This is a genomic window from Streptomyces sp. A2-16, assembly GCF_018128905.1.
Lineage (GTDB): Bacteria > Actinomycetota > Actinomycetes > Streptomycetales > Streptomycetaceae > Streptomyces.
This window is the reverse complement of sequence record NZ_CP063808.1, coordinates 1,672,928-1,685,223: the sequence shown is the minus strand read 5'-3', so window position 1 is coordinate 1,685,223 and position 12,296 is coordinate 1,672,928. Positions and strand designations below refer to the sequence as shown.

Annotated in this window: 10 protein-coding genes; 2 read left to right on the top strand and 8 right to left on the bottom strand. The window is 69.9% G+C overall.

Annotated features, from left to right (window positions below; translation table 11 throughout):
- Positions 1-127: 127 nt before the first annotated feature.
- Together IOD14_RS07900 and IOD14_RS07895 are read right to left on the bottom strand one after the other, a co-directional pair.
- Positions 128-790 (bottom strand): DUF6230 family protein, encoded by a 663-nt coding sequence (locus IOD14_RS07900; protein ID WP_212669937.1) that lies wholly within the window; start codon positions 788-790, stop codon positions 128-130.
- 663 nt (positions 791-1,453) lie between these two features.
- Complete coding sequence (locus tag IOD14_RS07895; RefSeq protein WP_212669936.1) at positions 1,454-2,431, bottom strand: tetratricopeptide repeat protein; 978 nt, start codon at positions 2,429-2,431, stop codon at positions 1,454-1,456.
- Positions 2,432-2,663: 232 nt separating this feature from the next.
- Here IOD14_RS07895 and IOD14_RS07890 point away from each other — a divergent pair, with 232 nt between their 5' ends.
- Positions 2,664-3,290 carry a TetR/AcrR family transcriptional regulator gene (locus IOD14_RS07890; RefSeq protein ID WP_123991702.1) on the top strand — a complete coding sequence of 209 codons (627 nt, stop codon included), beginning with the start codon at positions 2,664-2,666 and terminating at the stop codon, positions 3,288-3,290.
- An 18-nt stretch (positions 3,291-3,308) separates the two neighbouring features.
- On the opposite strand, the gene IOD14_RS07885 is transcribed toward IOD14_RS07890, so the two are convergent.
- From IOD14_RS07885 to IOD14_RS07875, 3 genes are all read right to left on the bottom strand, one after another.
- Positions 3,309-5,009: a methylmalonyl-CoA mutase family protein gene (locus IOD14_RS07885; protein ID WP_123991701.1), complete on the bottom strand. Its 1,701-nt coding sequence runs from the start codon at positions 5,007-5,009 to the stop codon at positions 3,309-3,311.
- A 75-nt stretch (positions 5,010-5,084) separates the two neighbouring features.
- Positions 5,085-5,423: a DUF3817 domain-containing protein gene (locus tag IOD14_RS07880; RefSeq protein ID WP_123991700.1), complete on the bottom strand. Its 339-nt coding sequence runs from the start codon at positions 5,421-5,423 to the stop codon at positions 5,085-5,087.
- A 43-nt stretch (positions 5,424-5,466) separates the two neighbouring features.
- Positions 5,467-5,976 carry a MarR family transcriptional regulator gene (locus IOD14_RS07875; protein ID WP_123991699.1) on the bottom strand — a complete coding sequence of 170 codons (510 nt, stop codon included), beginning with the start codon at positions 5,974-5,976 and terminating at the stop codon, positions 5,467-5,469.
- A 144-nt stretch (positions 5,977-6,120) separates the two neighbouring features.
- Between IOD14_RS07875 and IOD14_RS07870 the strand changes: the two genes are divergently transcribed.
- On the top strand, positions 6,121-7,113 hold the full coding sequence (locus IOD14_RS07870; RefSeq protein WP_212669935.1) for a glycoside hydrolase family 6 protein: 993 nt from the start codon (positions 6,121-6,123) through the stop codon (positions 7,111-7,113).
- Positions 7,114-7,117: 4 nt separating this feature from the next.
- On the opposite strand, the gene IOD14_RS07865 is transcribed toward IOD14_RS07870, so the two are convergent.
- The 3 genes from IOD14_RS07865 to IOD14_RS07855 form a co-directional block, all read right to left on the bottom strand.
- The gene (locus tag IOD14_RS07865) at positions 7,118-9,073 is read right to left on the bottom strand and encodes a kelch motif-containing protein (protein ID WP_212669934.1); all 1,956 of its coding nucleotides are present in this window, start codon (positions 9,071-9,073) and stop codon (positions 7,118-7,120) included.
- Between the two features lie 3 nt (positions 9,074-9,076).
- Positions 9,077-10,843, bottom strand: a complete 1,767-nt coding sequence (locus IOD14_RS07860) for a cellulose synthase catalytic subunit (RefSeq protein WP_123992883.1) — start codon at positions 10,841-10,843, stop codon at positions 9,077-9,079.
- Between the two features lie 537 nt (positions 10,844-11,380).
- Positions 11,381-12,280, bottom strand: coding sequence for an SMP-30/gluconolactonase/LRE family protein (locus IOD14_RS07855; RefSeq protein ID WP_212669933.1), 900 nt, complete (start codon positions 12,278-12,280; stop codon positions 11,381-11,383).
- Positions 12,281-12,296 lie beyond the last annotated feature (16 nt).

The window sequence follows — 12,296 nt, the reverse complement described above, 5'->3', positions numbered from 1 at the left end:
GAACCGGAAAGTCTGTCTGTTCGCATGCGGTCCGGCGGGCGCCGGGCCGGCATGCGGGGCGGAGAAGCGCCTGCCTCCCCGCCCCGGGGTCACTCAGCTGGGCCGAGTCACCCCTGTGGCCTCAGCCTCAGAAGCACTCCATGGTGGAGCTGGTGCCGAGACGCATCTTCAGGCCGCTGAGCTTGAAGGTGCCCGCCGTGGTCGCCCACGCCGTCTGCTCGACGTTCGTCAGGTCCGCGGACTCGGCCTGCTGACCGAAGCCACCGGGCAGGACGTTGTCGCCGGCCTTGATCTCCGGGCCCTTGCCGCCCTTGCTCTTGGCCGTGTCCTGGGCCGCAACACCGATGTCGATGTTCTTGAACGTCGCGTCGGCGTCGAGCTGGGCGACGTCGATGTAGAGGTTCTCGGCCTCGACCTTGTGGTTCGCGTCCGGACCCGCGTCAAGACGAAGGTAGATCGTCTTGCCTATGAGCGGGATCTCGGTCTTGACCGACTGGCACATGTTCGTGATCTGCGCCGTACGGAACGACGAGATCGCGACCGGGTGCACCGCACCCTTGTTCTTGCCGTCGGTCGACGTGTAACCGGTGTCGATGCCGCCGTACTGGGCGAAGCCCTGGCCCTCGAGGTGGCCGGCCTTCACCTTGAACTCCTGGCCGGACACGCTGAACGACGCGGCGAGCGCACCCTGCGCCAGCCCGACACCCACACATGCGGCCGCGGCGACGCTGGGCACCATGACCACAGCGAAGCGCTTCCATCTGGTCCCGCCACGCACCTGGGACTCCATATTTCCTCCTTCTCGGACGTACATCTCCTGACCCTGACTGCCCCTGTCGAAAAGGACGGCTCAGCCGGGCAGGGATGGGAGAAGTGCTACGTCCTCGGGAAGGAGAGCGCCCGCACTCGGAGGCGCGAACCGCGCACCGATCACCGGCGATCACCCCCGAGCGACAACCACTGGTCGCGCCTGACACGCATCACGCACAACCTTGCTGGACAGGCTTCGCCGGATGGGCGAAGACCCCCCTGTCCAAGAGCCGGCGCACCTGCCGCCGACCCTGCTCGGTGGGGACCCACGGAATCCCGGCGCCCGACCGGCTGTCGGGGTACGGGAAAGGACCGAGCGTCGCCGATCGTGGTGCATTCTCGCCGCCCGCACAAGGGGCTTCGTTACTCGGTAGTAACGGCCGTATAACCGAACAACGACCCGCTGGTCTCGGACGGCGACGCAGGGTGGCAAACAGGGGGAGGGCAAAGCGGTTGATGGATGGACAGAATCCGACAGATCAACGGCCCTGACTTACTGGAAGTAACAGCGGCCGCGTTTACCAAGTTTTGGCAAAGCGCGGCCGCAGTGACCCTTCTTCGGCAGATCTTTCACTCGGGCAACACATGCCGCCATGTTTAGCGACTGGTCAGAACCGGCCTCGCGCCCCGCTCGGCGCGCGGCTCAGAACAGGGCGCGGGACAGCGCCCGGCGCGCGGCCGACACCCGGGGATCGTCGGCGCCGACCACCTCGAAGAGCTCAAGTAGCCGAATCCGTACGGTGTCCCGCTCATCACCCGCCGTGCGCTGCACGGTGTCGATGAGCCGCCCGAACGCGTCCTCGACATGTCCGCCGACGAGATCCAGGTCGGCGGCGGCGATCTGCGCCTGCGCGTCACCCGGCTTCTCGGCCGCGTCCTTGCGCGTCTGCTGCGGGTCCAGGCTCTGCACCCGCTGGAGCAACTCGGCCTGGGCGAGACCCAGTTTGGCCTCGCTGTTGCCGGGGTCGTCGCTCAGCACGTTCTTGTACGCCTGGACAGCACCGCCGAAGTCCCCTGCGTCGAGGGCGTGTACGGCGGCTTCGAGGAGCGCGTCGTACGGTCCCGCGGGCACGGCTGCGGGCTGCGGAGCGGCGCCGGGGTCGGCGTCCGGGTCGACCGTGAGACCGGTCAGCCCGAAGCGCTGCTCGGCGACCTGCACCAGCTGGTCCAGGGTCTGCTGGATCTGCTCCTTGCCGGCCGCGCCCTGGAAGAGCGGCAGGGCCTGTCCGGCGACGACGGCGAACACGGCCGGGATGCCCTGCACCCCGAACTGCTGCATCAGCATCTGGTTGGCGTCGACGTCGATCTTGGCGAGGAGCAGGCGGCCGTTGTACTCGACGACGAGCTGCTCCAGCACCGGGCTCAGCTGCTTGCACGGCTCGCACCACTCGGCCCAGAAGTCGATGACGACCGGGACCTCGGTGGACCGCTGCAGGACATCGCGCTCGAAGCCCGCCTCGTCTACGTCGATGACGAGATCGGCCGGAGAGACGGCACCGGGGCCGCCGCCCTGACGGGCCGCTTCGGCGCGCGCCTGCTCCGCCTTCGCCTTGGCCTCCTGGGCCGCCTTCACCGCGGCGAGGTCGACGACTCCGCTCATGGACATGTTCCGTGGCTGCATGCGTCTATCCTCCCCCGTGCGCGCGCGTCTGTGAAAAGCGTTGTGAAAGCCGGTCGTGCAGCGCGGCCCTGACGCCGGGTCCCCACCCCACGCCGTGCGTTCCGTCACCCGCGTACGTCCGCCGCGAGCTTTCGCTACGAGTCGTAGCGTAATGGCACCGCGTGCCTGCTCGGTACCCCACCCCGGTGATCTCCCTCACTGCGACACAGGAACCGCCCGTTATGGTCGTGGGATGCAGAGCAGCACCCCCGCCCCGCGCGCCACAGGACGCCCGCGCAGCGCCGCCGCGGACACCGCGATCCTCGCGGCGACGAGGGCGGCGCTGGTGGAGCTGGGCTGGTCGAAGCTCACGCTGGGAGATGTGGCTACCCGTGCGGGGGTCGCGAAAACCACCCTCTACCGCCGCTGGGCCGGCAAGAACGAACTCGTCGTCGACGCGGTGGCCGAGCTCTTCGACGAACTGGAACTCCCCGACAGCGGGACCCTCGCCGCCGACATCGAGGGCGTGGTGCTGCAGTTCGCGGCGATCCTGGCGCGCCCGGAGGCGAAGAACGGCCTGATGGCGGTGGTCGCGGAGTCGTGCCGCGACGACGCGCTGCGCGAGCGCATCCGCTCGTCGATCGTCGACCGCCAGAAACGGCTGGTCCTCGAAGGCCGGGAACGCGCCCAGGCCCGCGGCGAGCTCCCTCCGGAGGCGGACCCCGCGGAGGCGGCCCGCACGGTCGACCTGATCTTCGACATGGTGGCGGGGGCGGTGGTCCACCGGACGCTGGTCAGCGCGGAACCGGCGGACGAGGCGTGGGTGCACGGCTTCACCCAGGTGCTGCTGACGGGGCTCGCGGCGGCGACCCCCGAGTGAGGCCCGCCCCGGTCCCGCTCAGAACCCAGGCGGTTCTGTGTACGTCCCCCACTCGTCCCGCAGCACCCCGCAGATCTCCCCCAGGGTCGCCTCCGCCCGCACCGCGGTCAGCATCGGCTCGATCATGTTGGACCCGTCCCGCGCGGCGGCGAGCATGGCCTCCAGGGCGATGCCTACGGCGCTTTCGTCCCGCTCCGCCCGCCGCCCGGCCAGCACCCGCACCTGCTCCCGCTCCACCTCGTGGCTCACCCGCAGGATCTCCAGGTCCCCGGTGACCGACCCGTGGTGGACGTTCACGCCCACGACCCTCTTCTGGCCCTTCTCCAGGGCCTGTTGGTAGCGGAAGGCCGACTCGGCGATCTCGCCCGTGAACCAGCCGTCCTCGATGCCGCGCAGGATGCCGGAGGTGATGGGCCCGACGGGATGCCGCCCGTCGGGATGCGCCCGGAGCCCCCGCTCCCTGATCTGCTCGAAGATCTTCTCCGCGTCGGCCTCGATCCGGTCCGTCAACTGCTCGACGAACCACGAACCGCCCAGCGGATCGGCCACGTTGGCCACCCCGGTCTCCTCCATGAGCACCTGCTGGGTGCGCAGCGCGATCTCCGCGGCCTGCTCGGAGGGGAGCGCGAGCGTCTCGTCCAGGGCGTTGGTGTGCAGCGAGTTGGTCCCGCCCAGAACCGCCGCGAGCGCCTCCACGGCCGTACGGACGACGTTGTTGTACGGCTGCTGCGCGGTCAGGGAGACCCCCGCGGTCTGGGTGTGGAACCGCAGCCACTGCGCCTTCTCGGACCGCGCGCCGTACACGTCCCGCATCCACCGCGCCCAAATGCGCCGAGCCGCGCGGAACTTGGCGATCTCCTCGAAGAAGTCGAGGTGGGCGTCGAAGAAGAAGGAGAGCCCGGGCGCGAACACGTCGACGTCCAGTCCGCGCGACAGCCCCAGCTCCACGTACCCGAACCCGTCCGCGAGCGTGTACGCCAGCTCCTGCGCGGCCGTCGAACCGGCCTCGCGGATGTGGTACCCGGAGACGGACAGCGGCTTGTAATCGGGGATGCCGGCCGCGCAGTACTCCATCAGGTCGCCGATGAGGCGCAGGTGCGGCTCGGGCTTGAAGAGCCACTCCTTCTGCGCGATGTACTCCTTGAAGATGTCCGTCTGGAGCGTGCCGTTGAGGACGGAGGGATCCACGCCCTGCCGTTCGGCCGCGACCAGGTACATGCAGAAGACGGGCACGGCCGGCCCGCTGATCGTCATGGACGTCGTCACGTCACCCAGGGGGATGTCCCGGAACAGGACCTCCATGTCGGCCGCGGAGTCGACGGCCACCCCGCAGTGCCCGACCTCGCCGAGCGAGCGGGGGTCGTCGGAGTCCCGGCCCATCAGCGTCGGCATGTCGAAGGCGACCGAGAGGCCGCCACCGCCGGCGCCGAGGATCTTGCGGTACCGCTCGTTGGTCTGTTCGGCGTTCCCGAACCCGGCGAACTGCCGGATGGTCCAGGTCCGCCCCCGGTAGCCGGTCGGATACAGCCCGCGCGTGAAGGGGTACTCCCCCGGCCACCCGATCCGCTCGAAACCCTCGTACGCGTCGCCCGGCCGTGGCCCGTACACCGGCTCCACGGGATCACCGGAGAGCGTGGTGAAGTCCGCCTCCCGCCTGCGCGAGGCGTCGTACCGGGCCTGCCACCGTCGGCGGCCCTCTTCGATGGCGTCAGCGTCCATACCATCGAAGCTACTGGGACGTCCTGGTAAAGGCGATGGACGACCGCCGTACGCGTGCCGTACGGCGGTGGGGGTTTACGCCTTGACGGGCGCCGGAGTCCCGTCGGTGAGCTTGCCCTCCAGCTCGTGGCTGATCTTCCGCTCCACGAAGAAGGCGGCGGTGGGAATCGTCCCGGCGAGCAGGACCCACAGCTGCTTGGCGACCGGCCACTTCGCCTTGGAGCCCAGGTCGAAGGCGAAGACGAGGTAGACGACGTACAGCCAGCCGTGCGCGATCGCGACGACGCGGGTGAAGTCCGCGGCACCGTCGATGTCGAGGCCGTACTTGGCGATCATGCTCAGGCACAGCAGGACCAGCAGCACACCGGTGACGTAGGCCAGGACGCGGTAGCGGGTCAGCACGCTCTTTTTCATGCCTACGAGCGTAACCACGCCTTCCGGGCGATCTTCCCGCGGGTCAGTCCTCGTCGAAGTCCCGCGCGGCCACCCTCAGCGGCCGCAGCATCGCGAAGATCTCCGCGCACTCCTCCGCGTCGTAGACGCCGAGCCCGAAGTCCATCGCCATGAGGTCCCGCGTGGCGGCCTCGACGGCCTCGCGGCCCTTTTCGGTGATGGAAGCCAGGGTGCCGCGGCCGTCGTTGGGGTTGGGCCGCTTGTCGACCAGCCCCGACTTCACGAGCCGGTCCACCGTGTTGGTGACGGACGTCGGATGCACCATGAGCCGCTCGCCGATCTTCGACATCGGCAGCTCGCCCGCCTTGGAGAAGTTGAGCAGCACCAGCGCCTCGTACCGTGCGAACGTCAGCCCGTACGGCTTGACCACCGCGTCGACCTCGGCGAGCAGGATCTGGTGCGCACGCATGATCGACGTGATCGCGGCCATGGACGGCACGTTTCCCCAGCGCTGCTTCCAGAGCTCGTCGGCGCGGGCGATGGGGTCGAAGGGAAGACTGAGCGGCTTCGGCACGGCTCGACCTTACCGGCCGGTCACATCGTGGTCAGCACCGTCTCGCCTTTCAGACGGGGGCCCGCGACCATGTCCCTTCCAGGGTGAATCACTCGCTTATGTCACGATTGATCACTGACTGTCACCTCCGCCCCAGGGAGCAGCATGCCCCGGCTGATCCACACCCTCGCGGCGCTCGCGGTGCTCGGGCTCGCGGCGGGCTGTTCGTCCGCGCCCGACATCGGCGAGGCCTCCGTCGCCGGCGCGGCCTCCGAGAAGGCGAGCGCCGCCCAGCCGTTCTGGGTCGACCCGGCGAGCTCGGCCGCCCAGCAGATCGAGCTGTGGCGGCGCCAGGGCCGTACCGAGGACGCCGCTCTGCTGCGGCGGATCGCCGACGAGCCGGCCGCGCTGTGGCCGGCCGGCGAGATCGACCCGGCCCCGATGATCAAGGCGGCCACCGCCTCGGCGTCCCAGGAAGGGCGTACGGCGCTGTTCGTGGCGTACAACATCCCGCACCGCGACTGCGGTCAGCACTCGGCGGGCGGGGCCGCGGACGCGGACGCCTACCGGGCCTGGATCGGGAAGTTCGCCGAGGCGCTCGGCGGGGCGAAGGCGCTGGTGGTGCTGGAGCCGGACGCGGTGGCGCACCTCGTGGACGGCTGCACCCCGGCCGGGTACGCGCCCGAGCGGGAGCGGTTGCTGAGCGAGGCGGTCACCCGGCTCAAGCAGCAGCCGCGCACGAAGGTGTACCTGGACGCGGGCAACCCGGCCTGGATCCGGGAGCCGGACAGGCTGGTCGGGCCGCTCACGCGCGCGGGCGTCGCGCACGCCGACGGGTTCTCCCTGAACGTCTCCAACTTCCAGACGGACGCGGTCACCAGGAAGTACGGCCTCCGGCTCTCCGCCGGCCTCGGCGGCAAGCACTTCGTCGTCGACAGCAGCCGCAACGGCAACGGGCCGCTGCCCGGCGCCTGGTGCAACCCGCCCGGCCGGGCCCTCGGCACCCGCCCCACCACCGACACCGGCGAGCCCGCCCTCGACGCCTATCTGTGGATCAAGCGGCCCGGCGAGTCGGACGGCACCTGCGAGGGCGGCCCCGACGCCGGCCGGTGGTGGCCCGAGTACGCCCTGGGACTCGCCGCCAACTCCCGCCGCTGACAGCTCACTTGACCTGGATCCACTTCGCCTCGGACGGTGTGCCGTCGGCATCCGTCACGAACAGCATGTACCAGCCGGGCGGTACGAGGGACCGGTCCCTCGGCACCTCCACGGTCACCGAGTCCGGGCTCCTGGTCAGGCCGAGTGCGATGGAGCGCTGCTCGACGTCGGTGGTGTGGGTGACCGCGCTGGGCCGCATCAGCCGGGCCGCGACGATCCGTTCGGGGTGATCGGTGCGGTAGGTCGCCCGGTGGTGTGCGTCCAGCAGCTGCGGACCCGCCTTCAGCACGGGCCTGTCGGTGGCGTTCCGGTGCAGGGCGGGCGGGGTGAAGATCTCCATGCGCTGCTCGAAGTGGCCCAGCTTGGTGTTCTGCTGGTCGTCGAAGAGGGGGTCGGAGCCGAAGGTGGCGACCCTTCCGTCCGGCAGCAGCAGCGCTTCCGAGTGGTAGTTGCGGCCCACCGTGGGGGACGCGGCCGCCCGGAAGACATTGCCCTTGGGGTCGTAGAACTGGGCCTTGAGGATGTTGCTGGCGCTGCGGCCGCGGTAGTCCTCGGAGCCGTTCGCGGTGAAGACGGTGTCGTCGGGCATGATCACGCTGTTCAGGTAGCGCGTGCCCTGCGGGAGGTTGGGGCCGTCCTTGAAGACGGGGTTGTCCTTCTTCAGGTCGACGACGGCCGTGCGCGGGGTCGACTTCTTCGACTCGCCGACACCTCCGCCGCCGAGGATCATCACCTTCTGGTCCTGCGCGGGCGGAAGCAACAGCGAAGCGGACGTCTCGGTCGCGTCGGAGTCCCTGAGGCCGGGCACCTTGTGGAACGTGTTGGTCCTCAGGTCCCACAGGCCCGGCTCGCGGCCCTGGTCGGCGGGGCCGTAACCGGCGTTGGAGGCCGGGTAGAAGAGCTTGCCGCCCTTGGTGAGGAAGAGCGCGGGATAGGTCGGGAAGTAGCGCTTGGGGCCCGGGGACCACTTCTTGGTCCTCGGGTCGTAGATCTCGTTGTCGCCGGGGTCGATCACGCCGACGTCGTCGAGGCCGGAGACGGCGAGGACGCGGCCGTCGTCGAGACCGACCAGGGTCGGGTACCAGCGGGCCTTGGCCATCGGGTCGACCGGGACGTACCGCTCGGCGCGCGGGTCGAACTCGTAGGCGGCGCGGATCCCCTGGAAGTCCTGCTTGTCCATGGTGATCTTCTCGCTCAGCCCGTACGTGTTGTCGGCGTCCTTGCCCTTGAGGCCGACGACCTCGTACTGCGCCCGCTTCTCGGTGACCGACATCGGCCCCTTCTCCGCGGCCTCGACGAAGACCCGCACCTCGCTCGCGGTCACCTTGGTCTGCCAGGGCTGCATCACCCCGGCCCGGTTGTAGGTGATCTTCTGGGTGCGCTTGGCCTTGGGCACGGTGACGTCGAACCTGCTGACGTACTCGACTCCGGCGGGCGAGCGGAAGCGGGTGCCCTTCTTCAGGAACACCGCCTTGTCGGGGTTCTCGTTCTTGACGCGCATGCCGCCGCCGGCCCGGTCGACCTCGCTGTCGAGGAGCTCGTAGCGGGCGGTGCCTCCGGCCACCAGGAGCCTGCCGTCCGGGAGTTGGGCGTGCCCGGAGCAGAAGAAGTCGTCCGGAGTGGGGATCTTCTTGAAGGTGTCCGCCTTCGGGTCCCACAGGACGGTGTCGAAGGAGCCCTCGTCGAACTTGCTCTGCTCGTTCCCGGAGCCCGCGACGATCAGCACCTTGCCGGTGTGCAGGAGCGCCGCGTGGATGGCGTTGGTGCGGTACTCCTCGGGGATGTCGATCTGCCGCCAACTGCCGTACTTCGCCCGGTACTCGGGCTGGGCGATCCGGTACGCGTGGTACCTCTCGCCCGCGAAGTCCAGCGCGGCCGGGGCGTTGAGCCCGGCGAGGATCGCGAGGCCGCCGATGCCGAGGACGGTTCTCTTGGTCTTCTGGGACGGCTGGTACGCCATGGCCTAGTTGCCCCCTGTCGTGGTGCCGGAGCCGGAGGAGGTGGCGAGGGCCGGTTCGTCGACCACTCGCGCGCCCGCGGGGAGGGTCTGCCGTTCCCGGCGCTCCTTGAGCAGCGTCGCTCCCCACACCGCGACCGGCGCCAGCGCGATCGCCGTCGCGAGGACCGCCCAGGTGCGCATGGCCGCGTGGGTGTGGCCGAGAACGACCGAGGCGCCCAGGGAGGTCGCGAGGACGAACGCCCAGAACAGGTGGATACGGAAGGTCAGCAGCCGGTCGGTGCTGGCGTCGCCGCCCTTGGGGGTGACCACGAAACGGCTGGGCCTCCTGACGAGCGCCTCGCCGAAGGACTTGAGGTAGATCGGGGCGGACAGCGCCGACATCGCCATGCCGGCCAGGCCCCCGGAGCCCTCCGGCTCGTGCGGGGAGACGTTGTGGCGGCGGTTCCAGAGGTAGAGGGCGATCTGCAGGGCGGCCGCGTCGCTGTAGAGCATCAGCCAGACGGAGGCGGCGACCTGGGTGCCGGAGGCGCCGAACCACAGGAAGAGCACACAACTGAGGATGCCGAGAAGCCAGTTGACGGCCGTCATCGGGTAGTAGACGAGCATGAGCGTGTACGAGAACAGGCGCCCGGGCGGCATGCTGAAAGGCGCCTTCCAGTACTGCTTGAAGAGCGTCTCGTACGTCCCCCGCGACCAGCGCAGCTGCTGGGTGAAGAAGTCGGTCCAGGAGGCGGGGCCCTCGCCGACGGCGAGGACGTCGGGGGTGTAGACGGAACGCCAGTGGCGCCCGGTGACCGGGTTGCGGTGGCGGTGCAGCTCGAAGCCGGTGGCCATGTCCTCGGTGACGGAGTCCTGGAGGCCGCCGATCTGCTGGATGGCGGCGATGCGTACGACGTTGTTGGTGCCGACGAACATGGGTGAGCGGTAGCGGTTGCCGGCCCGCTGGATCAGGGCGTGGAAGAGGAACTGCTGCGACTCGGCGGCCTTGGTGACGGGGTGGTGGTAGTTGCCGTAGACCTGCGGTCCCACGACGAACGCGACGTCCGGGTCGCGGAAGTAGCCCATCATCCGCTCCAGGAAGGCGGGGAGCGGGACGTGGTCGGTGTCGACGCAGGCGAAGAAGTCGTACTCCCCGCCGTGCATCGCGATCCACGCGTTGTAGTTGCCGTGCTTGGTGTGGCCCTTGTGGACGCCCTTGGCCCTGTTCCACTCCGGGACGCCGTGCCGGGTGAAGTGGCGGACGCCGAGCTCCGCGCACAGGGCCTTGGCCTGCTCGTCGTCGCCCTCGTCGAGGAGCCAGACGTCCAGGGGGCCGGTGTGGGTGACCCTCGTGGCGCCTTCCAGTGTGGCGCGGACCATCGAGAGGGGTTCCTTGCCGGGGACGTACGTGGTGAGGAAGGCGACGCGGGTGCCGGTCTCGGGGACGACGGGGATCGGGTCGCGGGCCACGAGGGTGGCGTGGGCGACGGAGACGACGTTGACCACCATGAACAGTTCGATGAGGCCGATGGCTATGAGCATCACGATGTCCAGGTGGACCATCCACCGCGGGCCGCCCTCGCGCTCCACCCAGTGGGTGGGCCAGACGAGGTAGACGAGGAGTACGGCCGTGAGCAGGGGGGCGAGGCTCATCAGCAGGACGGCGCGTATTCGGCGGGGTTCGCGGGAGAGGAGTGAGGTGTACCGCACCTGGTACGCCGAACCGTCCGGTTCCGTGAGCGGCCCGGCGAGGTGGCTGTAGGTGTCGTAGTCGTAGCCCTCCGGCCGCACGGCGCCCTCCGGTTGAGTGAGGAGTTCTCGAGCCTTTGCTAGGGGTTCGATATCCACACGAAAGTGGAGATTCTGGGGTGGGGCGAGTTGGGGGCGGCCATGCGGGTGCGGGTTCGGTGGGGGCGGGGGTTTTTGCGCCCACGCGGCGGAGCCGCATATGGACACAGTCCCGCGCCCCTGGATGCCTGCGGCGCAGCTGCGGGTTCGGTGGGGGCGTGCGTAGCGCATGGGCCCCGGTGGTGGGGTCGGGGCCGGGGTGGGGGGTATCCGTCCTCGGTCCGGCGGTAGCTGTCGATCCAGCAGTACGGGATGCCGGACGCCGGCCGCTGCGGGCGGACACCCCCCACCCCGTCCCCTTGCCGCCGTACGCGGCTTGCGGCCCGTGGTCCCGCGCGATCCGGCGAACGGCCCGTCGTGGCGCCGGGTCACTGCAACCCCCTAGGGGCGCGGGGAACTGCGCGACCAGCCACGACGCACCCGCACCCGCCCGACAACCGGACCCGGCACCCCCATAGGCGCCCCTCCGACCCAGCGCAGTCACACCCTTGCCGCTCCCGTCACCGACATCACCGCGGAGTAGAGGGAGGTCGTGGCTGCGATGAACAGGCGGTTTCCCTTGGGGCCGCCGAATGTCACGTTGGCCACCGGCTCGGGGACCCGGACGCGGCCGATCAGGGTGCCGTCGGGGGCGTAGCAGTGGATGCCGTCGGCGAGGGCGGCAGCCCAGAGTCGGCCCTCGTCGTCGAAGCGGATGTTGTCGAAGTGGACGCCTTGGGGGGCCTGGGCGAAGACCGTGCCGCCCGAGAGCGTGCCGTCGGCGTCGATGTCGTACCGGTGGATCCGGGCAGCCCTCGAGTCGGAGACGTACAGGCGTCGCTCGTCGGGGGACAGGAGCACTCCGTTGGGGCCGTCCAGCCCCTCCGCGGCAAGGGACACCTCGCCCGTGGCCGGATCGATCCGGTACACATGGCACGCGCCGATCTCGGACTCGGCCCGATGCCCCTCGTAGTCGCTGAGGATGCCGAAGTCCGGGTCGGAGAACCAGATCGTGCCGTCGGAGCGTACGACGGCGTCGTTCGGGCTGTTGAGGCGCTTGCCCTGGAAGTGCTCGGCCAGGACGGTCACCGTGCCGTTGGGCTCGGTGCGGGTGACGCGGCGGTTGCCCTGTTCGCAGCTGACGAGACGGCCCCGGGGATCGACGGTGTTGCCGTTGGTGTTGCCCGCCGGGGTGCGGAAGACGCCGACCGCGCCGGTGGCCTCGTCCCAGCGCAGGAGGCGGTCGTTCGGGATGTCGCTCCAGATCAGCTGGCGCCACGCGGGCAGGTACAGGGGCCCCTCGGCCCAACGGCAGTCGTCGTGGAGGACCTCGAGCCTGCTGTCGCCGTTGGTGCAGGGCCGGAAGCGGTCGTCCAGGATCTCGTAAAGGCTGTCGGGCATGGGGTCCTCTCGGGTC

Coding starts and splice junctions, on each gene's coding strand:
- IOD14_RS07855 (WP_212669933.1), bottom strand. CDS start 12,280: ATGCCCGACAGCCTTTACGAGATCCTGGACGACCGCTTCCGGCCCTGC.
- IOD14_RS07865 (WP_212669934.1), bottom strand. CDS start 9,073: ATGGCGTACCAGCCGTCCCAGAAGACCAAGAGAACCGTCCTCGGCATC.
- IOD14_RS07900 (WP_212669937.1), bottom strand. CDS start 790: ATGGAGTCCCAGGTGCGTGGCGGGACCAGATGGAAGCGCTTCGCTGTG.
- IOD14_RS07885 (WP_123991701.1), bottom strand. CDS start 5,009: ATGGACGCTGACGCCATCGAAGAGGGCCGCCGACGGTGGCAGGCCCGG.
- IOD14_RS07870 (WP_212669935.1), top strand. CDS start 6,121: ATGCCCCGGCTGATCCACACCCTCGCGGCGCTCGCGGTGCTCGGGCTC.
- IOD14_RS07895 (WP_212669936.1), bottom strand. CDS start 2,431: ATGCAGCCACGGAACATGTCCATGAGCGGAGTCGTCGACCTCGCCGCG.
- IOD14_RS07880 (WP_123991700.1), bottom strand. CDS start 5,423: ATGAAAAAGAGCGTGCTGACCCGCTACCGCGTCCTGGCCTACGTCACC.
- IOD14_RS07890 (WP_123991702.1), top strand. CDS start 2,664: ATGCAGAGCAGCACCCCCGCCCCGCGCGCCACAGGACGCCCGCGCAGC.